This is a genomic window from Delftia sp. WSY_22, from assembly GCF_043104185.1.
Taxonomy (GTDB): Bacteria; Pseudomonadota; Gammaproteobacteria; order Burkholderiales; family Burkholderiaceae_C; genus Comamonas; species Comamonas tsuruhatensis.
Map to the genome: position 1 here is coordinate 27,585 of NZ_JBICKN010000044.1, position 20,099 is coordinate 47,683.

Sequence of the window (20,099 nt, forward strand, 5' to 3'; positions counted from 1 at the left end):
CCCGTACCTGCCGATCGAGCCCGCCCTTACGGGCTCTTTTCACGTCAGGGCCGAAGAAAAGCCTGGCGCGCCTGTTCGACCTCATCGCGCACGGCACAGCCCTGCGCATGGTCGTTGACCAGGCCCATGGCCTGCATGAATGAGTAAACGGTCGTAGGCCCCACGAACTTCCACCCGAGCTTCTTCAGCTCCTTGGACAGCGCCCGGGACTCGGCCGTCTCGGACACGGGCCCGCCACCGGTCACGGGCTCCGGCGCATGGCGCCAGAAGAAGGCCGAGAGCGAGCCTTGCGCCTCCACCATCTCCAGCGCCCGCTGCGCGTTGTTGATCACGGCCTCGATCTTGCCGCGATGCCGCACGATGCCCGCATCGCCCAGCAGCCGCAGCACGTCGTCCTCGGTGAAGCGCGCGACCTGGTGGAAGTCGAAGCCCGCAAAGGCCGCGCGGAAGTTCTCGCGCTTGTTGAGGATGGTCAGCCAGCTCAGGCCGGACTGGAAGCCTTCGAGGCTGAGCTTCTCGAACAGGCGCCGGTCGTCGGTGACGGGAAAGCCCCATTCACGGTCGTGGTAGGCCAGGTAGCTGTCCGTGGCCGCGCACCAGTGGCAGCGCGGCCGGCCGTCGGGGGCGGTGAACAGGCGGGACATGGTCAGGATTTCCCGGGTTCGGGAGAAGGGAGGGACAGCAGCCAGGCCGCCATCTGCAGGGATTGCGCCGTATCGATGTGCGGGTGGCGCGGCATGATGGCGCGGCCCCATTCGCCGGCCCCGCCCTCGCGGATCTTGCGCGCCAGGTAGTCGGCGGCATCTTCGCGGCCACGGTAGCGGCCGGCGATCTGCTGGAAGGACGGGCCCACGTAGTGGCGCACCAGGCCGTGGCAGCGCAGGCAGTCATTGCCTTCCACCAGGGCCTTGCCGGCGGCCAGCTGCGCGTCGGCTGTCACGGCAGCGGCGGCCGCCGCCGTGGTGGCCCCGACAGCCGGCCCGCGCATGATGCGCCAGCCGATGTTGAAGACACCCAGCGCCACCAGCAGCATGAAGACCACGAGCGCCCAGCCCAGCCAGCGGGGCCGCTGGGGGGCGTCGTCGCCCTCGTCGTCTGCGCCAGGAGGCAGTTGGCCGGCCATCAGTGGCGGAAGTGGCGCACGCCGGTGAAGACCATGGCCACGCCGCGCTCGTTGGCGGCGTCAATGACTTCCTGGTCGCGCATGGAGCCGCCGGGCTGGGCCACGCAGGTGGCGCCTGCGTCAACGACCACGTCCAGGCCGTCGCGGAAGGGGAAGAAGGCATCGCTGGCCACGACCGTGCCCTGCAGGCTCAGCTTGGCGGCCTCGGCCTTGATGGAGGCGATGCGCGCCGAGTCCAGGCGGCTCATCTGGCCTGCGCCCACGCCCATGGTCATGCCGTTCTTGCAGAACACGATGGCATTGCTCTTGACGTACTTGGCGACCTTCCAGGCGAACAGCAGGTCCTGCAGTTCTTCGGGCGTAGGCTGCTTGACGGTGACGACCTTGAGGTCGGCCAGGGCCAGCTCATGGTTGTCGGCGGTCTGCAGCAGCAGGCCCGAGCCGACGCGCTTGGCGTCCACGGCGTTGCGGCCCTGGTCCCAGGCGCGCTCGCCGCCGGCCGGCAGGGCGATCTTCATGAGGCGCACATTGACCTTGGGCTTGAAGATTTCCAGCGCCTCGGCCGTGAAGTCGGGGGCCATCAGCACCTCGACGAATTGCTTGACCACGGCCTCGGCCGCCGCCTTGTCCACCGTGCGGTTGAAGGCGATGATGCCGCCGAAGGCGCTGGTGGGGTCGGTCTGGAAGGCCTTGGCATAGGCTTCGTGCGCGTCCTTGCCCACGGCCACGCCGCAGGGGTTGGCGTGCTTGACGATCACGCAGGCGGGCTGCTCGAAGCTCTTGACGCATTCCCAGGCGGCATCGGCGTCGGCGATGTTGTTGTACGACAGCTCCTTGCCCTGCAGCTGCTCGCCCGTGACCAGGGAGCCGGGGGCCGGATACAGGTCGCGGTACAGAGCGGCCTGCTGGTGGCTGTTTTCGCCGTAGCGCAGGTCCTGCACCTTGGTGAAGTGGCCGTTGCTCTGGCCGGGGAAGGCGCTGCGCTCTGGCACGTAGGCTTCGGAGAGCTTGTCGTCCTCGAACTTCACGCTGGACAGGTAGTCGCTGATGGCGCCGTCGTACTGGGCAATGCGGTTGAAGGCGGCCACGGACAGCGCAAAGCGCAGCTTGTCGGAGAGCTTTCCATTGGCCTTGAGTTCGGCCAGCACGGCCTCGTACTGGCCGGCATCGGTGATCACGCCCACGTCGGCCCAGTTCTTGGCGGCAGAGCGCACCATGGCCGGGCCGCCGATGTCGATGTTCTCGATGGCGTCGGCCAGCGTGCAGCCGGCCTTGGCCACGGTGGCCTCGAAGGGGTAGAGGTTCACCACCAGCAGGTCGATGGTGTCGATGCCGTGCTCCTTGAGGGCCGCCATGTGGGCGGGCAGCTCGCGGCGCGCCAGCAGGCCGCCGTGGACCTTGGGGTGCAGGGTCTTGACGCGGCCGTCCAGCATCTCGGGGAACTGGGTGACTTCGGCGACCTCGGTCACGGGCAGGCCGGCCTCGGCCAGCAGCTTGGCGGTGCCGCCGGTGGACAGCAGCTTGATGCCCAGGGCGTGCAGGCCTTGGGCGAATTCGACAATACCGGTCTTGTCAGAGACGGAGAGCAGGGCGTTCATGGGCGTCGGTGCAGGGAGTTTGAAAAAAGGGGAATTCGTGCCGCTCAGAGCATGTCGTGCTCGAGCAGCTTCTTGCGCAGCGTGTTGCGGTTCAGGCCCAGCCAGTCGGCGGCGCGGGACTGGTTGTTGTCGGCCTGGCTCATCACCACTTCCAGCAGCGGCTTTTCGACCAGGTGGATCAGCATGTCGTACATGCCGTTGGGCTTTTCGCCGTCGAGATCGCGGAAGTACCCCTCCAGGCTTTCACGCACGCATTGTTCGATGTTCTGGTTGCTCATACTGTCATTCCTGCGGGCTCTGCGAATTCGGCGCTTGTGGCGCCGGCATCGATGGCGGCTGGTATCCGGTCCATCTGCGCGCCCAGGGCGTCCAGATAGTCGGCCACGGCCTGCCATTGCACCGCGCAGTCCTCGATGGTGTTGATGTGTTGTCTGAATGCCTCGCCGCCCGGCAGGCTGCGCAGGTACCAGGCGATGTGCTTGCGCGCACTGCGCACGCCGGTGCCTTCGCCGTACAGGCTGTAGTGGTCCTGCAGATGCTCCAGCAGCAGCCGGCGCAGCTCGGCCACCAGGGGCGGGGCCATGTGCTCGCCCGTGGCCAGGAAGTGCGCGATCTCGCGGAAGATCCACGGCCGGCCCTGGGCGGCGCGGCCGATCATCACGGCATCGGCGCCCGTGTAGGCGAGCACGTCGCGCGCCTTCTCGGGGCCGGTGATGTCGCCATTGGCCACCACGGGCACGCGCACCGCCGCCTTGACGGCAGCGATGGTGTCGTACTCGGCAAAGCCCTTGTAACCCTGCTCGCGCGTGCGGCCGTGCACGGTGAGCATCTGTATGCCCACCTCCTCGAAGCGGCGGGCCAGCACCACGGCGTTCCTGTGCGCGTCGCACCAGCCGGTGCGCATCTTCAGCGTGACGGGCACGCCGTGCGGGGCGCAGGCCTCTACCACAGCCTGGGCAATCTCCACGGCCAGGGCCTCGTTTTGCATCAGGGCCGAGCCGGCCCATTTGTTGCAGACCTTCTTGGCCGGGCAGCCCATGTTGATGTCGATGATCTGGGCGCCACGGTCCAGGTTGTAGCGCGCGGCCTCGGCCATCATCTCGGCGTCCGTGCCCGCGATCTGCACCGCGATGGGCCCGGGCTCGCCTTCATGGTTGGCGCGGCGCGAGGTCTTGAGGCTGTTCCACAGGTCCTTGCGCGAAGTCACCATCTCGCTGACCGCATAGCCCGCGCCCAGAGCCTTGCACAGCTGGCGGAACGGCCGATCCGTCACCCCCGCCATGGGGGCGACGAACAGGCGGTTGGCCAGGGCATGGGGGCCTATGGACAGGGGAAGGGAGGACATCGGGAAAGCCGGAGAAAACGCGCGCGCCGATCACAAAACGGGCGGCAACAAAGGACCAAGATTGTACCTGCCCAAATTTTCAGCAGGGCTAAAACCGGGCCGTCAAGGCGGCCAAGCGGCGAAAACAAGACAGCGCAGCGGTTTCATGGTGTGGGAACGAAGGTGCGCACCTGGCCCGGAACGGCCTGCAGCCCGTAGGCGCCGAGCCGGCCCTGCCACCAGCGGCGGTTGAATTGCACGTCAGGAGAGACCTGGTCGTCGGGCATGGGGCGCAGGCCGACCTTCTGCAGCCCGGCTTTCTGCGGCCCGGCTGCGTGCAGCCCAGCTGTCTGCAGCCCAGCCTCAAGCCCCAGGTCCAGCGCCTCGCCGTCGGCCAGCGGGCCGCGCACCACGGCCATGGCCTTGCGCCCGTCGGTCACCCAGGCGTCCAGCACCAGGGCCGGGCGGGGCTCGGGACCGGCCAGGCTCACGCAGCCTTGCAGACGCGGCTCCAGGCCCAGAGGCTCTAGCTCGCGCTGCAGCTGCTCCAGCCTGTCGGCCACGGCCGGGTCCGGCAGGGTGCAGCCCTTGGCCTGCAGCGCCTTGCCCCAGGCCGAGGTCGGTGCGGCCTCCTGGGTCGGTGGCGCCTGGGCAGCGGCCTGTGCCACCACGGTGGTGTCCTTGCCTGGCGATGGCGGCAACGCGGCGCAGCCGGCCAGGCCGGCTGCTGCCATTCCCAATGCCGCCCATCCCGCCCATCCTGCAATCCGCCCTGTCTGCATGACGCCCCCTGTGCTTGTGGTTCCGGACCAGACCCCACGATAGCTTCAGGCCGACAAGGCGTCAGCCAGCGCAGACCTACACTTGGCAGCACCTATGGAAGTCTGGATGCATCAATTGCTGGGCTGGCTGGCGCTGCCGCAGTTCGGCCTCAGCACCGTGTTCATCGTGGCCCTGATCTCGGCCACGCTGCTGCCGCTGGGCTCGGAGCCTGCGGTGGTCGGCCTGCTGCAGCTCAACCCCGACCTGTTCTGGCAGACGGTCTTCGTGGCCACGGCCGGCAATACGCTGGGCGGGGCCATCAGCTGGTGGATGGGCCTGGGCGCGCACAAGGCTTGGCGCGCGGCACGCGAGCGGCGGCTGGCCGGGCTGCCGCCTGAACGGGCCAAGCCGCCGCGCAATCTGTCACGCCACGAGCGCCGCGCCCGCGTCTGGCTGCGCCGCCTGGGCGCCAAGGCCTGCCTGCTGAGCTGGCTGCCCGTGGTGGGCGATCCGCTGTGCGCCGTGGCCGGCTGGCTGCGCCTGCCGTTCTGGCCCTGCGTGTTCTACATGGCCATCGGCAAGTTCCTGCGCTATGTGGTGATGACGGTGGTGCTGCTGCAGCTGCTGCCGGCCTCCTGGGCCAGCTGAGGCCGAAGCCCCCCACCGAAGCCCTCCCCTTTTGCGATCTACGCCTGCGGCTCGCGCGCCCAGGGCGCCAGCGCGAAGTGCGCGGCCAGGAAATCGATCAGCGCCTGCACGCGCGCCGGCCGGGCGCGCCCCGGCGGCGTGACGATGTGCAGGGCGATGGAGGGCACCTGCCAGTCGTCCATGCAGGTCTGCAGCGCACCCGATTGCAAATCTTCCCAGGCCAGGAATTCGGGCTGCAGGGCCAGGCCCAGCCCGGCGCGCAGGGCCGGCGCCAGGCCCTCGGCATTGTTCACGCGCATGGCCGTGGGCACGACCTGGGCGAACTCGCCGCGGCGCGCATGCACGAAGCGCCAGGCCTCGCCCAGGCGGCTGTGCACATAGCGCAGCGCCCGGTGCTGCGCCAGCTCGCGCGGATGGGTGGGGCGGCCGTGGCGCTCGAAGTATTCGGGTGATCCCACCAGCAGCAGGCGCACCGTGCACAGGCGCCGCGCCAGCAGGCTGGAGTCGGGCAGCGAGGAGATGCGCAGCGCGATGTCGAAACCCTGGGCCACGACGTCGATCAGCTCGTCGCTGAAGTGCAGGTCCAGCGTGACTTCCGGGTGCTCGGCCATGAAGGCGGGCACGGCCGGCGCCAGGTGCGAGATGCCGAACGACATGGGCGCCGCAATGCGGATGGGGCCGCGCAGGCTCTTGGACTGCTCGCTGATCTCGGCCTCCACGGCCTCGCCCTCGGCCAGGATGCGCGCGGCCCGCTCCAGAGAGGCCTGGCCGCCGGCCGTCAGCGACATGCGCCGCGAGGTGCGGTGCAACAGGCTGGTCTTGAGCCGCGTCTCCAGCCGCGTGATGGCCTTGGAGATGGTGGGCTGGGAGACGCCCAGCTCGGCGGCGGCCTTGGCGAAGGAGCCCGTCTCGGCCACCTTGGCGAAGACGGCCCAGGCTTCGAGGTCAGGAAGTCTTGGCATGAAAGTTTTGGAATAGATGTCTTTGCATATTTTCTATTCTCTTCTTGATCGGCAAAACATAAAGTTCATCCATCGCAACACACAACGCAGCAGGAGAACACCATGATCGAACGCCGTCCCTTCCAAGCCCTTGGCGGTGCCAACCACGGCTGGCTCGATGCCAAGCACCACTTTTCCTTCGCCGGCTACCACGATCCGGCCCGCATGGGCTGGGGCGCGCTGCGGGTGTGGAACGACGACACCATCGCCGCCGGCACGGGCTTCCCGCCCCATGCCCACGCCAACATGGAAATCATCACCTATGTCCGTGAAGGCGCCATCACCCACCAGGACAGCCTGGGCAACAAGGGCCGCACCGAAGCGGGCGACGTGCAGGTAATGAGCGCGGGCACCGGCATCCGCCACTCGGAATACAACCAGGAAAAGGGCACGACGCGGATCTTCCAGATCTGGATCATGCCCGACGAGCGCGGCCAGCAGCCCCCGTCCTGGGGTGCCAAGCCCTTCCCCAAGGGCGAGCGCTCGGGCAGCTTCGTGGCCCTGGCCAGCGGCCTGCCCGGTGACGAGGACGCCCTGCCCATCCGCACCGCCGCCCGGGTGCTGGGCGCCACGCTCAAGGCCGGCGAGAGCACGGAGTACCGCATCGGCCGCGACCGCCTGGGCTACCTGGTGCCGGCCAGCGGCTCGGTGCAGATCGACGGCGTGACGCTGCAGGAGCGCGACGGCGCCGCCATCAGCGACGTCGAGACCCTGCGCGTCACGGCCCTGACCGACGCCGAGCTGGTGCTCGTCGACACGGCGCGCTGAAGCGCCCTTGCCGCCCCGGCTCCGGCCGGGGCCCACCTGCCCCAACTGTCTTTCCGAATTTCCGCTGTCCCTTCCTTCACCCAACCCACTGCCTCACAGGAGATCACCATGACCGACCGCAAGTACCTCGAAGTCCTGACCCCCGCCAACAGCCAGATCATCTTCATCGACCAGCAGCCCCAGATGGCCTTCGGCGTGCAGTCCATCGACCGCCAGGTGCTCAAGAACAATGTGGTGGGCCTGGCCAAGGCGGCCAAGGCCTTCGGCATTCCCGCCACCATCACCACGGTGGAGACGGGCAGCTTCTCCGGCCACACCTATCCCGAACTGCTGGCCGTGTTCCCCGAGCACAGGCTGCTGGAGCGCAGCTCCATGAATTCCTGGGACGACCAGAACGTGCGGGATGCGCTGGCCGCCAACGCCGCCCAGGGCCGCAAGAAGATCGTGGTCTCCGGCCTGTGGACCGAGGTGTGCAACACCACCTTCGCCCTCTCGGCCCTGCATGACACGGACTACGAGATCTACATGGTGGCCGACGCCTCGGGCGGCACGTCGCTGGACGCCCACAACTACGCCATGGACCGCATGGTGCAGGCCGGCGTGGTGCCCGTGACCTGGCAGCAGGTGCTGCTGGAATGGCAGCGCGACTGGGCCCGCCGCGAGACCTATGACGCGGTGATGGACATCGTGCGCGAGCATTCCGGCGCCTACGGCATGGGCGTGGACTATGCCTACACCATGGTGCACAAGGCCGCCGAGCGCGTGCAGCATGGCGAGACCGTGGGCCCGAACCCCGCCAAGGCCTGAGCACCAGCGCCGCCGCCGGCCCGCCAAAGGAGTCTCGCCATGAAGCTCTATGCACTTTCCCTGGGGGCCGGCCTGCTGGTCGGCGTGGTCTACAGCCTGCTGCAGGTGCGCTCGCCCGCACCGCCGCTGGTGGCCCTGGTCGGCCTGCTGGGCATCCTGGCCGGCGAGCAGATCGTGCCCGTGGGCCGGCACCTGCTGCAGGGCATGGACCTGCGCAGCGCCTGCAGCAAGACGCAGGCCACCGAGCATGTGCTGGGCGAGTTGCCCGGTCGCAAGAGCACCGATGCCGATCGGCAGCACGGCTGACCTCTCCCCAAACCTTCAAGAAAACTGCACCATGACCACGCGCAGAAAAGTCCTGGGCTCCGCAGCCACCCTTGCCATGGGTGGACTGCTGGGTTGCACCACCAACGCTCGCCAAGGAGCCTCCATGTCCGATTCCACGCCCGAAGTCGTCTTCCACAACGGCCGCTTCACCACCCTGAACAAGGCCCAGCCCACGGCCACCGCCGTGGCCGTGAAGGACGGCCGGTTCATCGCCGTGGGCTCGGACGCCGAGGTGCTGGCCCTGGCCGGCAGCGGCACGCGCCGCATCGATCTGCAGCGCCGCAGCGTGCTGCCCGGCCTGTTCGACAACCATACGCACGTGATTCGCGGCGGCCTGAATTTCAACCTGGAGCTGCGCTGGGACGGCGTGCGCTCGCTGGCCGATGCGCTGGACATGCTCAAGCGCCAGGTGGCCAACACGCCCGCGCCGCAGTGGGTGCGCGTGGTCGGCGGTTTCACCGAACACCAGTTCGTGGAAAAGCGCCTGCCCACCATCGAGGAGATCAACGCCATCGCGCCCGACACGCCGGTGTTCCTGCTGCACCTGTATGACCGCGCCCTGCTCAACGCGGCCGCCCTGCGCGCCGTGGGCTACACCCGCGACACGCCCGAGCCCGCCGGCGGCGAGATCACGCGCGATGCCAACGGCAACCCCACGGGCCTGCTGCTGGCCAAGCCCAACGCCACCATCCTCTATGCCACGCTGGCCAAGGGTCCCAAGCTGCCGCTGGACTACCAGGTCAACTCCACGCGCCACTTCATGCGCGAACTCAACCGCCTGGGCGTGACCGGCGTCATCGATGCGGGCGGCGGCTTCCAGAACTACCCCGACGACTACGAGGTGATCCAGAAGCTCAGCGAGGCCAACCAGATCACCGTGCGCCTGGCCTACAACCTGTTCACGCAAAAGCCCAAGGAGGAGAAGGCCGACTTCCTGAAGTGGACGCAGAGCGTGAAATACAAGCAGGGCAACGACTATTTCCGCCACAACGGCGCGGGCGAGATGCTGGTGTACTCGGCCGCCGACTTCGAGGACTTCCGCCAGCCGCGCCCCGACATGCCGCCCAGCATGGAGGGCGACCTGGAGGAAGTGGTGCGCGTGCTGGTGCAGAACCAATGGCCGTGGCGCCTGCACGCCACCTATGACGAGACCATCTCGCGCGCGCTCGATGTGTTCGAGAAGGTGCACCGCGACACGCCCATCGACGGCCTGAACTGGTTCTTCGACCATGCCGAGACCATTTCGGACAAGTCCATCGACCGCATTGCGGCCCTGGGCGGCGGCGTGGCCGTGCAGCACCGCATGGCCTACCAGGGCGAATATTTCACCGAGCGCTACGGCGCACGCGCCACCGAGGCCACGCCGCCCGTCAAGAAGATCCTGGAGCGCGGCGTGAAGACCTCGGCCGGCACGGACGCCACGCGCGTGGCGTCCTACAACCCCTGGGTGTCGCTGTCGTGGATGGTGACGGGCAAGACCGTGGGCGGCCTGCAGATGTACCCCCAGCGCAACCTGCTGGACCGCGAGACCGCGTTGCGCATGTGGACCGAGAACGTGGCCTGGTTCTCCAACGAGGAAGGCCTGCGCGGCCGCATCCAGGTGGGCCAGCTGGCCGACATGATCGTGCCCAGCAAGGACTATTTCGCCGTGCCCGAGGACGAGATCTCCTTCCTCACCTCCGACCTCACCGTGGTGGGCGGCCGCGTGGTCTATGGCGCAGGCCCCTTCCAGCAGCATGACGACAACCCGCTGCCGCCGGCCATGCCCGACTGGTCTCCCGTGCGGCGCTTTGGCGGCTACGGCGCCTGGGGCGAGCCCGAGGGCGCGGGCAGGAACTCGCTCAACCCCGCGCGCTACCGCAGCCTGGCGGTGGCCTGCGGCTGCGGCACCAGCTGCGGCATGCACGGCCACCGCCATGCCGACGCCTGGGCATCGAACGTGCCGACCTCCGACCCCCGAAGCTTCTTCGGCGCGCTGGGCTGCTCCTGCTGGATGGCCTGAGGAGCAAGGCCATGTCCATCGATTCCAAGCCGTCTGCCCCAGCTGTTGCCGGCAGTTCCTCCGGCAGCTTCGCGCCGCTGCGACAGCCCGTGTTCGCGGTGCTGTGGGCCGCCACGGTGCTGGGCAATATCGGCAGCTTCATGCGCGATGTGGCCAGCTCCTGGATGGTGACCGAGCTGTCGGCCAGCCCGGCCGCCGTGGCCCTGATCCAGACGGCGGCCACGCTGCCCATCTTCCTGCTGGCGATTCCGGCAGGCGTGCTGTCGGACATCCTGGACCGCCGGCGTTTCCTGATCGGCATCCAGATCCTGCTGGCCGCCGTCAGCGCCAGCCTGCTGCTGCTGGCCCGCACCAACACGCTGACCGTGGAGTACCTGGTGGCGCTGACCTTCGTGGGCGGCATAGGCGCGGCGCTGATGGGGCCGACCTGGCAGTCCATCGTGCCCGAGCTGGTGCCGCGCAGCGACCTCAAGAACGCGGTGGCGCTGAACTCGCTGGGCATCAACATCGCACGCGCCCTGGGCCCTGCGGCCGGCGGCCTGCTGCTGGCCAGCTTCGGCGCGGCGGCGGCCTACGGTGCGGACGTGGCCAGCTACGTGTTCGTGATCGCCGCGCTGGTCTGGTGGAAGCGCCCCAAGGCCGAGGCATCGGCCCTGAACGAGCAGTTCTTCGGCGCCTTCCGCGCTGGCCTGCGCTATGCCCGCTCCAGCCGCGAGCTGCATGTGGTGCTGCTGCGCGCCGCCGTGTTCTTCCTGTTCGCCAGCTCGGTCTGGGCCCTGCTGCCGCTGGTGGCGCGGCGCATGCTGGGCGGCTCGGCAGGCTTTTACGGCGTGATGCTGGGCGCCGTGGGCGCAGGCGCCATCCTGGGCGCGCTGGTGCTGCCGCGCCTGCGCAAAAGGCTGGATGCCGATGGCCTGGTGCTCCTGTCCTCCGTGCTCAGCGCCGCCGTGATGGCCGCGCTGTCCACGGCGCCGCCGCAATGGGCCGCCGTGCTGCTGATGCTGGTGCTGGGCCTGGGCTGGATCATTGCGCTGACCACGCTCAACGGCGTGGCCCAGGCGGTGCTGCCCAACTGGGTGCGCGGCCGCGGGCTGGCCATCTACCTGATGGTGTTCAACGGCGCCATGGCGGGCGGCAGCCTGGCCTGGGGGCTGTTTGCACAGGGCGTGGGCATTCCCACAGCGCTGCTGATCGGCGCGGCGGGCCTGGTGGCCATCTCGCTGGTGTTCCACCGCATCAAGCTGCCCACGGGCGAGGCGGACCTGCAGGCCTCCAACCACTGGCCCGAGCCGCTGCTGGCCGAACCGGTGGCCCATGACCGTGGCCCGGTGATGATCCAGGTGGAGTACCAGGTGCGCCGCCAGGACCTGCCGGCCTTCATCGAGGCCATGCAGCATGTGGCACGCGAACGCCGCCGCGATGGCGCCTATGCCTGGGGCATTGCCGAGCACACGGGCGAGCCGGGCCGGGTGATCGAGTGGTTCCTGGTGGAGTCCTGGGCCGAGCATCTGCGCCAGCACCAGCGCGTGTCCAGGGCCGATGCCGATCTGCAGGCCCAGGCGCTGCGCTTTCACATCGGCCCCGGGCGGCCCGTGGTCCACCACTTCCTGGCGCTGGATGCCGCCAGTGCCGCAAGCGGGCCTGCGCAGGCACCGGCGCACGGCCACGCCCACTGAAGCGTTGCGGCAGGCCGGCCCCTGGCCTGCGCCCGGCCTGCCAGGACACCTCAGCGGATATCCAGCCGCTCCAGCGCACGCACCAGGTCGGCCAGCGTGCGCACCTGCATCTTGCGCATGGCTTGGCTGCGGCGCACCTTGACCGTGATTTCGCTCACGCCCAGGTCTGCCGCGATCTGCTTGTTCAGCAGGCCGCGCACCACGCCCACGACCACTTCCTGCTCGCCGGGCGACAGCGACTGCCAGCAGGCGCGCAGCGCCTGTTCGCCGGCGTCCAGCGCACGGCGCTGGCGGTCCAGGGCAATGCCCTGCTGGATGGCGTCGAGCAGGTCCTGGTCGCGGAAGGGCTTGGTCAGGAACTCGATGGCGCCGGTCTTCATGGCCTCCACGCTCATGGGAATGTCGCCATGGCCGGTGATGAAGATGGTGGGCAGCTTCAGGCCCAGCTCCAGCATCTGGCGCCGGAAGTCCATGCCGCTTTGCCCAGGCATGCGGATGTCCAGCACCAGGCAGGCCGGTCCCTGCGGCGGCGGCGGCTGCCGCTGCCAGTGGTCCAGAAACTCGCGCGTGGCGCCGAAGGCGCGCACGCACAGGCCCACCGAGGCCAGCAGGTCCTCGATGGCTGCGCGCACCGAGGCGTCGTCATCGACGATGTAGACCAGTGCCTCGGCTTCGGCCGTGGAAGGTTCAGCCATGGCGCAATCCCGTGGAAGACCTGTCGCCCGTGGCCGGGGCGCAGGCGATGGTGACGTGAAAAGCCGTGCCCCCGCGCCCGTCCTCGCGGTCCGTGGCCCAGATGCGGCCGCCGTTGGCCTCGGCCATGTGGCGGCAGATGTTCAGGCCCAGGCCCATGCCGTCGGGCTTGGTGGTCCAGAAGGCGTCGAACAGGTGGGTGCGGGCCAGGGGCGACAGGCCTTCGCCCGCATCGGCCACGGTCAGCACCAGCTGCTGGCCCAGGGCCTGCGTGGCGATGGCGATGCGCCGCTGCGCGGCCGGTGTGTGCTGCATGGCGTCCATGGCATTGAGCAGCAGGTTGGCCAGCACCTGCTGGATCTGCACGCGGTCGGCCCAGGCCGGCTGCAGCGCGGTCGCCAGCTGCAGGTCCAGGGCCACGCCGCGCCGGTCCAGCTCGGCGTCCGACAGGCGGGCCATTTCGCGCACGGCCTCGTTGAGGTCGAAGGACTGCCGGCTGGGTGCGTCTCCGCGTGCCATGCTGCGGATGCGGGCGATGACATCGCTGGCGCGCTGCGCATCGCCCAGGATGCGCTCCAGCGCCTGGCCGGCCTTGGCGAGGTTGGGCGGCTCCTGGGCCAGCCAGCGCTGGCAGGCGTTGCCGCTGGTGACGATGGCCGCCAGCGGCTGGTTGACCTCATGGGCGATGGAGGCCGTCAACTGCCCCAGGCTGGTGGTCTGGGTGATGCGCAGCAGCTGGGTGCGCGCCGCATGGGCCGCGTTCTGGGCCGCCACCATCTTCAGGCCCAGATAGGCCGTGATGGCAATGGCCAGGATGCTGATCACCATGTTGATCAGTCCGGTGCGATAGGCACCGGCAGGCGTGAGCGCAAAGCTGGCCAGGGTCAGCACGATGCACAGCGCCGTGAGGCCGATGACCACGCGCGGGCTGAACCAGCGCACCGCCACCAGGATGATGGCGGTGTGGAACACGGCGGCCGCCACGGCGTAGTCGGTCAGCGTGTCCAGCGCGAAGATCGCGGCCATGGCGACGCCCATGGCCGCCAGGATCAGGGCCCGGGGCCAATGGGGAAAGCGGCGCAGAGCGGTGGTCATGGCGTGCAGGGAAAAGGAATGGACTGTCAGCTGCCAATTCTCATTCAAGAAGCCGCTGCACCTGAATGCAAGCTATACCCGAACCGTACGATACTGGCGCGACCCAAAACAAGGGACACCGAGGAAGGGACGCCCCGCACCGAAGGTGTCGTCCCCCTCCCGCGCAGCGAGAGAGGGGGAAGCCGCGCAGCGGCTCAGGGGGTTCACAACACTGGCCGGCGGCCCACGCTCAGTTGGAGCTCCACCGTGGCCTTGGCCAGCTCGGTCTCTGCCTCCAGCGATCCCAGGTAGGCCTCGTCGGCCGAGCGCTGGGCGGACAGCAGCTCCAGCAGCGAAGCCTCGCCATGCCGGTAGGACAGGCGTATGCCTTCGAGCACGCGCTGCGCATCGCGCAGCACGCCGTCGCGGTAGCGCTGCACGTTCTCGCGCGCGGCGCTCAGGCGAAAGCGGGCGGCGCGCACATCGGCCTCGGCCCGGTTCTGGGCCTGCTGCAGGGCCAGCATGGCCTGGGTGACGGCCGCCTCGGCCTGCACCAGGTCGCCCCGGTCCAGGCGCGACAGCGGCAGCGGCACGCTGACCGAGACCGACAGCGTGCGCGAGCGCCCGCCGCCATCGAAGGGATTGCCCTGGGCGTCCGTGCCACCGGCCGTGGCGGGCACGGCGGCCATGCCCACGGCCAGCGTGGGATTGACCCAGCGGTTGGCCTGGGCCAGGCCCGCGTTGTCGCGCGCATGCTCCAGCGCCGCCTGGGCGATGCGCACCTCGGCGCGCGACTGCAGCGCCTGGGCGACCAGGGCGTCGGCATCCTCCGGTTCCGAGTCTTCGGCCAATTCCATGAAGCCACATTGCAGCGTGTCGCTGGCAAAGACTTCGGACAGGCGGCGCCCCAGCGGGACGGACAGCGCCAGCCGCGCGGTCTGCGCCTCGGCGCGCGCCTGCACCACCTCGGCCTGGAAGCGGTCGCGTTCCACGCGCGACTGCAGCCATTCCACGCCGCCGATGTCGCCGGCCTTGCGCCTCAGCTCGTTGGCCTGCACCACATCGCCCAGCGCCTTCAGCGTCTGCTGCTTGCGCTCCAGCGCCAGCGAGTCGCGGCAGGCCTGGGTGTAGTCCTGGGCGGCATCGGAGAACAGCTGGCTGCGCACGCCTTCCAGGCCGGCCTCGGACAGGCGCACCTGGCTGCGTGCGGACTGAATGCGCGCGGCGCGCTTGCCGCCCGTCTCCAGCTCCATGCTGATCTCGTAGTTGCGCGTGGTGGGCCGGGGCTGGCCGGTGCGCACCTGCTCGCGCGAGGCACCCAGCGTGAGGCTGGGGTCGGGGCGTATGCCGGCGATGCCGATGCCGGCACGCGCGGATTCCACGCCCTGCTCCTCCGAGCGCAGCAGGGGGCTGTGCTGCTCCACGGCGTTGAGGTAGTCGGAAAAGCGCAGGCCGGCGGACGGCGCCGTCTGCGCCTGCGCTGCGGCGCCAAGGCACAGCAGCAGGGCCAGGGCCTGCCTGGGGAAGAAAGGGGTCGTTTGCATGGCGACTCGCATCAATGGGGTTGGCTCGTTGCGGTGCGATGCCCGCCCTCGTCCTCGGCGGCATCCGGATCACCGCTCTCACCGCGTTCAGCGGCGCGGCGCTGGCGGCGCTCGGCCGCGCGGGCGGCACGGGCCTCGATCACGTAGTAGAGGTTGGGCAGCAGCAGCAGGGTCAGCAAGGTGGCGCTGAACAGGCCGCAGACCACGACCGTGGCCAGGGGCCGCTGCACGTCGCTGCCCAGGCCCGTGGCCAGCATGGCCGGCGTGAGGCCGAAGGCGGCGACGGTGGCCGTCATCAGCACGGGGCGCATGCGGCTGGAGGCGCCTTCGAGCACGGCTTCGCGCAGGCCCAGGCCGTCCTCGCGGCGCAGCCGGTTGATCTGCGAGACCATGAGCACGCCCGAGAGCACGGCCACGCCGAACAGCGCGATGAAGCCCACGGCGCTGGAGACGTTGAGCGTCATGCCGCGCAGGTGCAGGCCCGTAAAGCCGCCGATCATGGCCAGCGGCACCACGCCCAGCACCAGCAGCGGCTGGCGCAGGTTGCCGAACTCGCCGAACAGCAGCACCAGCATGATGCCCAGCGTCAGCGGCAGGATCATGAGCAGCCGCGCCTCGGCACGCTGCAGGTTCTCGAACTGGCCGCCCCACTCGATGTGCAGCTTCTGGCGGTCGTAGTCCAGGTGCTGGTCGATGGCGGTGTGCGCATCCTTGAGGAAGCCCGCCAGGTCGCGGCCGCGCACATTGAGCTTGACGAGGATGTGGCGCTCGCCGCCCTCGCGCACGATGACGCTCTGGCCCACGGTGGTGGTGATGCGCGCCACGTCGGCCAGCGGCACCTGGGCGCCATTGGCGGCCGACAGGCGCAGCGCGCCGATGGCCTCGGGGCTGCTGCGCGTGTCGGGCGTGAAGCGCACGGCCATGTCGTAGCTGCGCTCGCCCACGTACAGCTGGCCGATGGAGGCCCCGCCCACGCCGGTGGAGATGAGCTGCGCCACGTCGGAGGCATTGATGCCGTAGCGCGCGGCAGCGGCGCGGTCCAGCGCAATGCGCAGGTTGGGCAGCGGCGGCTCCACGTCCACGGCCACATCGGCCGCGCCGGGCACTTTCTCCAGCACGGCCACCAGGGCATCGGCCACGCGCCGGTCTTCGGCCAGGTCCTGGCCGAAGACCTTCACCGTGAGGTCGCTGTGCGCGCCCGACAGCTTGTCCTGCACGCCGTCGATCATGGGCTGCATGAAGCCCACGGAGTAGCCGGGCAACTGGTCGAAGCGCGCGGCCATCTTCGCGATCAGCTGCTGCTTGGTCAGGCCCGACTTCCATTCGCCATAGGGATGCAGGCCCACGCTGGCCTCGATGTGCGAGGGCGTCCAGTAGTCCGTGCCGTCATCGTTGCGCCCGGTCTGGGTGACGATGTAGGAGACCTCGGGGAACTCCAGTGCGGCGCTGCGCAGCGCGTCGGCCATGTCGCGCGCCTTGTCCAGCGTGATGCCGGGCGGCATCTGCACCTGCAGCCAGATGGAGCCTTCGTCCAGGTACGGCAGGAAGTCGCGGCCCATGGTGCCGGCCAGCACGCCCAGCGCCAGCAGCGAGGCCGCCACGGCCCCCGCCAGCCAGCGCACGCGGCCCACGGCCGCGCCCAGGAAGCGGTCATAGCCCACGCCCAGCCGGTGCAGGACGGGGTTGTGGAAGATCCTGCGCGGCCTGCGGAAGGCCAGCCAGGCCAGGGCCGGCGTGAGCAGCAGGGCCACGGCCAGCGCCCCGACCAGGGCCGCGCCCACGGCGCTGGCCATGGGCGAGAACAGCTTGTACTCGATGCGCTCGAAGGCGAACAGCGGCAGGTAGGCGGCCGCGATCACGCACATGCCGAAGACGATGGGCCGCGCCACCTGCAGCGTGGCCGTGATGGCGTCCCTGGGCGTGAGCGGCCGGTTCTGGTCGGCCTCGCGGCGCCGCAGGATGTTCTCGACCACGACCACGGCCCCGTCCACCAGGATGCCGAAGTCGATGGCGCCCAGCGACAGCAGGTTGGCCGGAATCTTCGCGTGGTGCATGAAGATGAAGGCCAGCAGCAGCGCCATGGGAATGGTCAGGGCCACGATCAGCGCCGCGCGCGGGCTGCCCAGGAAGACCAGCAGCACCAGGGTCACGACGATCAGGCCTTCGGCCAGGGTCTTGCCCACGGTGTGGGTGGTGCGTTCGATCAGCGTGGTGCGGTCCAGGTAGGGCGCGACCTTCACGTCGGGCGGCAGCAGCTTGCCGTTTAGCTCCTCCACGGCGGCATGGATGCCCTCCAGCGCCTGCGAGGGGTTGGAGCCCTTGAGCAACAGCACGATGCCCTGCAGGGTGTCGGAGTTGCCGTCCTTGCCCAGGATGCCGCGCCGCTCCACGTTGCCGTAGGTCAGCCGCCCCAGGTCCTTGACCAGCACGGGCGTGCCGCTGTCCGTGGTCTTGACGACCACGTTGCCCATGTCGTCCAGCGAGCCCAGCAGGCCCACGCCGCGCACCACATAGGAGACATCGCCCCGGTCGATGACGCTGCCGCCGCCGCTGGCGTTGTTGGCATTGATGGCCTCGATCACCTGGGACAGCGCCAGCCCGTACTGCAGCAGCCGCGCCGGGTCCAGCTCCAGCATGAACTGCGTGGTCAGGCCGCCGAAGTTGGTCACGTCCACCACGGACTGGGCCTTCTTCAGGTGCGGGATCACCACCCACTGCTGCAGCTCGGACAGCTCGCGCAGGCTGCGCACGGGGCTTTCCAGCGTGTAGCGGTAGACCTCGCCCGTGGGCGAGCTGTAGGGGTCCAGCCCGGCGCGGGCACCATAGGGCAGCGTGACCTCGTCGATGCGCTCCTTCAGGCGCTGGCGCGCCCAGTAGCCGTCCACGCCGTCCTCGAAGACCACGGTGATCAGCGACAGCGCGAACAGGCTGCGCGAGCGCAGCACGTGCATGCCGGGCGTGGCCAGCAGGGCGCGCTCCAGCGGGATGGTGATCTGCTGCTCTATCTCCTCGGCCGCCAGGCCTGGCACCTGGGTGACGATCTGCGAGGTCACGTCGGCAATGTCGGGATAGGCCTCCAGCGGCAGCTGCTTCCAGCTGAACACGCCATACAGGGCCGCGAAGCAAAAGACCAGCCACACCACGCCGCGGCGCGAAAAGCCGATGTTGACGATGCGCTCGATCATTGCAGCAGCACTCCCCCGTTGACCACCACGCGCTCGCCGGCCGCCAGGCCCGAGAGGATCTCGGCCTGGCCGTCCTGCTGCGCGCCGACCTGCACGTCGCGCGGCTCGAAGCGCCAGCCGCCCTTGTCCACGAAGACGCGCGTGCTGACCTGGCCCTGCAGCAGGGCCGCGGCCGGCACCATCACGGCCTGGCGCGCCGGGGCGTCGAAGCCCACGCGCGCAAACATACCGGGGCGCAGCCGCCCTTCGGGGTTGTCCACGGCCACGCGCACCTTGACGCTGCGCGTGGCGGTGTCCACCAGCTCGCCCACGTACTGCACGCGGCCCTGCAGCTGCAGGTCGGGATAGGCGGCCAGCGCGATGTGGGCCTGCTGGCCCACGTCCACATGGGCCAGGTCGCGCTCGCTGACGCTGGCGCTGAGCCAGACCTTGCGCAGGTCGGCCACGGTCATGACGGAGGCATTCACATCGTTCCAGTAGCCGCCCTGCGAGCCTGCCATCTCCACCACGCGCCCGCTGATGGGCGACTTGACCACGTAGCTGCCGCGCGAGCCTTCCTGCACGGCCGCACCCAGCTGGGACAGGTGGTCGGAGGCGGCGCGCGCATCGGCACCCGCGGCGGCCAGCGACTGCTGCGCGGCCTCGTAGTCCTTGCGCGCGGCGATCTCGACATCGAACAGCAGCTTCTGGCGGTCGAATTCCTGGCGCGCGTGCAGCAGCGCGGCCTGGGCCTTGGCGTGCTCGGCACGCACGCTGGAGATCTCGGAGGAGTCCATGGTGATCAGCGCATCGCCGGCCTTCACCGCATCGCCCAGCTGGTGGTGCAGGCGCACCAGGCGGCCCGCCACGGGCGGCGTGATGCGGACCAGCTTTTCAGGCTCGGCCTCGATGGTGGCGGGGGCCGACAGGCGGGTCTGCAGCGGCTGCAGGGCGATCTCGGCCACCTGCAGGCGCTCGCGCAGCGGCGAGCCTTCGGGCACCACGATGAGGTTGCCTTCGCGGCGCACGGGAGCCGGCTGCGGGGCGGCGGTGGCGGGGGTTGCCACTGCAGCCTGGGTTTCGGCTGGGCCGTTGCAGGCGGCCATGGCCACGCTGATCAGCAGCCCGCCCACAGGCCAGGCGGCCGCCAGCAAGGGATGGCGCTGGTGCAGGCCATGGGGTCGGTCATGTGGGTGGCCATGGGGTCGGCCTGGTCGTTCAGAAGCGAGAAAGCGGGTCATCCTGAGGTCTCCGGGTGCCATGGACCCGCGCAGACCTCTCGCCCCTTCAGGCGATCACAGGCCTCCGCCCGGGTCCGGGCAGATCAAGAAATGGAAGAAGGGAAAGGCGGAAAGGGACGGCGCGGCAGCGCCTGGCAGGATCGGGATCGGAATCAGGATCGGGGTCCATGGGGTACTCCTTTGCGTGTGGGTGGCGCAGTCCCCGTGCAGGCCGGGAGCCCTGTTTGCTGCAGTGCAATATGTGCCCGGAATTATCAAAGGCGAAAGTGCCTGCGGCCAGCCTTTGTTGGGAAGGCTGGCCTGTTCATTGGTGGATGCGGGATATACCTTCGTATAGAAGATGGCCG

The 20,099-nt window shown here is 69.4% G+C and carries 18 protein-coding genes; 6 read left to right on the forward strand and 12 right to left on the reverse strand.

Annotated elements, in window-relative coordinates; genetic code table 11:
• Positions 1-44: 44 nt before the first annotated feature.
• The 6 genes from ACF8NF_RS21150 to ACF8NF_RS21175 all read right to left on the reverse strand — a co-directional run bounded on the left by ACF8NF_RS21150 (position 45) and on the right by ACF8NF_RS21175 (position 4,827).
• Positions 45-644 (reverse strand): DNA-3-methyladenine glycosylase I, encoded by a 600-nt coding sequence (locus ACF8NF_RS21150; RefSeq protein ID WP_016447940.1) that lies wholly within the window; start codon positions 642-644, stop codon positions 45-47.
• A 2-nt stretch (positions 645-646) separates the two neighbouring features.
• Positions 647-1,123, reverse strand: a complete 477-nt coding sequence (locus tag ACF8NF_RS21155) for a c-type cytochrome (protein ID WP_017406137.1) — start codon at positions 1,121-1,123, stop codon at positions 647-649.
• Positions 1,123-2,721, reverse strand: coding sequence for a bifunctional phosphoribosylaminoimidazolecarboxamide formyltransferase/IMP cyclohydrolase (gene purH / locus ACF8NF_RS21160; RefSeq protein ID WP_016447942.1), 1,599 nt, complete (start codon positions 2,719-2,721; stop codon positions 1,123-1,125). Before purH ends, ACF8NF_RS21155 begins: the two co-directional genes overlap by 1 nt.
• A gap of 44 nt (positions 2,722-2,765) precedes the next feature.
• A complete protein-coding gene (locus ACF8NF_RS21165) occupies positions 2,766-2,999 on the reverse strand; it encodes a Fis family transcriptional regulator (protein ID WP_016447943.1) in 234 nt (77 codons plus the stop codon).
• Entirely contained in the window at positions 2,996-4,066 is a 1,071-nt protein-coding gene (gene dusB, locus ACF8NF_RS21170) for a tRNA dihydrouridine synthase DusB (RefSeq protein ID WP_017406139.1), read from the reverse strand. Before dusB ends, ACF8NF_RS21165 begins: the two co-directional genes overlap by 4 nt.
• A 143-nt stretch (positions 4,067-4,209) precedes the next feature.
• Complete coding sequence (locus ACF8NF_RS21175) at positions 4,210-4,827, reverse strand: hypothetical protein (RefSeq protein WP_392451221.1); 618 nt, start codon at positions 4,825-4,827, stop codon at positions 4,210-4,212.
• Between the two features lie 106 nt (positions 4,828-4,933).
• On the opposite strand from ACF8NF_RS21175, the gene ACF8NF_RS21180 reads away from it, so the two are divergent.
• A complete protein-coding gene (locus ACF8NF_RS21180) occupies positions 4,934-5,455 on the forward strand; it encodes a YqaA family protein (protein WP_016447946.1) in 522 nt (173 codons plus the stop codon).
• 38 nt (positions 5,456-5,493) lie between these two features.
• On the opposite strand, the gene ACF8NF_RS21185 is transcribed toward ACF8NF_RS21180, so the two are convergent.
• On the reverse strand, positions 5,494-6,417 hold the full coding sequence (locus ACF8NF_RS21185) for a LysR family transcriptional regulator (RefSeq protein ID WP_016447947.1): 924 nt from the start codon (positions 6,415-6,417) through the stop codon (positions 5,494-5,496).
• Between the two features lie 102 nt (positions 6,418-6,519).
• Here ACF8NF_RS21185 and ACF8NF_RS21190 point away from each other — a divergent pair, with 102 nt between their 5' ends.
• The 5 genes from ACF8NF_RS21190 (at position 6,520) to ACF8NF_RS21210 (ending at position 12,036) form a co-directional block, all read left to right on the forward strand.
• Positions 6,520-7,224: a pirin family protein gene (locus ACF8NF_RS21190; RefSeq protein ID WP_016447948.1), complete on the forward strand. Its 705-nt coding sequence runs from the start codon at positions 6,520-6,522 to the stop codon at positions 7,222-7,224.
• A gap of 108 nt (positions 7,225-7,332) precedes the next feature.
• Positions 7,333-8,031, forward strand: a complete 699-nt coding sequence (locus tag ACF8NF_RS21195; RefSeq protein ID WP_310042406.1) for a hydrolase — start codon at positions 7,333-7,335, stop codon at positions 8,029-8,031.
• Positions 8,032-8,070: 39 nt separating this feature from the next.
• Positions 8,071-8,337, forward strand: a complete 267-nt coding sequence (locus ACF8NF_RS21200; RefSeq protein ID WP_016447950.1) for a XapX domain-containing protein — start codon at positions 8,071-8,073, stop codon at positions 8,335-8,337.
• 124 nt (positions 8,338-8,461) lie between these two features.
• Positions 8,462-10,360, forward strand: a complete 1,899-nt coding sequence (locus tag ACF8NF_RS21205) for an amidohydrolase (protein WP_392451222.1) — start codon at positions 8,462-8,464, stop codon at positions 10,358-10,360.
• Between the two features lie 11 nt (positions 10,361-10,371).
• A complete protein-coding gene (locus tag ACF8NF_RS21210; protein WP_212645016.1) occupies positions 10,372-12,036 on the forward strand; it encodes an MFS transporter in 1,665 nt (554 codons plus the stop codon).
• A 50-nt stretch (positions 12,037-12,086) separates the two neighbouring features.
• Here ACF8NF_RS21210 and ACF8NF_RS21215 read toward each other — a convergent pair whose 3' ends face one another.
• The 5 genes from ACF8NF_RS21215 to ACF8NF_RS21235 form a co-directional block, all read right to left on the reverse strand.
• Entirely contained in the window at positions 12,087-12,731 is a 645-nt protein-coding gene (locus ACF8NF_RS21215) for a response regulator transcription factor (RefSeq protein ID WP_392451223.1), read from the reverse strand.
• Positions 12,724-13,824 carry a sensor histidine kinase gene (locus tag ACF8NF_RS21220; protein ID WP_392451224.1) on the reverse strand — a complete coding sequence of 367 codons (1,101 nt, stop codon included), beginning with the start codon at positions 13,822-13,824 and terminating at the stop codon, positions 12,724-12,726. The genes ACF8NF_RS21215 and ACF8NF_RS21220 overlap by 8 nt, the downstream gene beginning before the upstream one ends.
• Positions 13,825-14,027: 203 nt before the next feature.
• Positions 14,028-15,347 carry a TolC family protein gene (locus ACF8NF_RS21225; protein WP_392451225.1) on the reverse strand — a complete coding sequence of 440 codons (1,320 nt, stop codon included), beginning with the start codon at positions 15,345-15,347 and terminating at the stop codon, positions 14,028-14,030.
• A gap of 11 nt (positions 15,348-15,358) precedes the next feature.
• Positions 15,359-18,532 (reverse strand): efflux RND transporter permease subunit, encoded by a 3,174-nt coding sequence (locus ACF8NF_RS21230; RefSeq protein ID WP_392451226.1) that lies wholly within the window; start codon positions 18,530-18,532, stop codon positions 15,359-15,361.
• The gene (locus ACF8NF_RS21235; RefSeq protein ID WP_392451227.1) at positions 18,529-19,752 is read right to left on the reverse strand and encodes an efflux RND transporter periplasmic adaptor subunit; all 1,224 of its coding nucleotides are present in this window, start codon (positions 19,750-19,752) and stop codon (positions 18,529-18,531) included. The genes ACF8NF_RS21230 and ACF8NF_RS21235 overlap by 4 nt, the downstream gene beginning before the upstream one ends.
• Positions 19,753-20,099 lie beyond the last annotated feature (347 nt).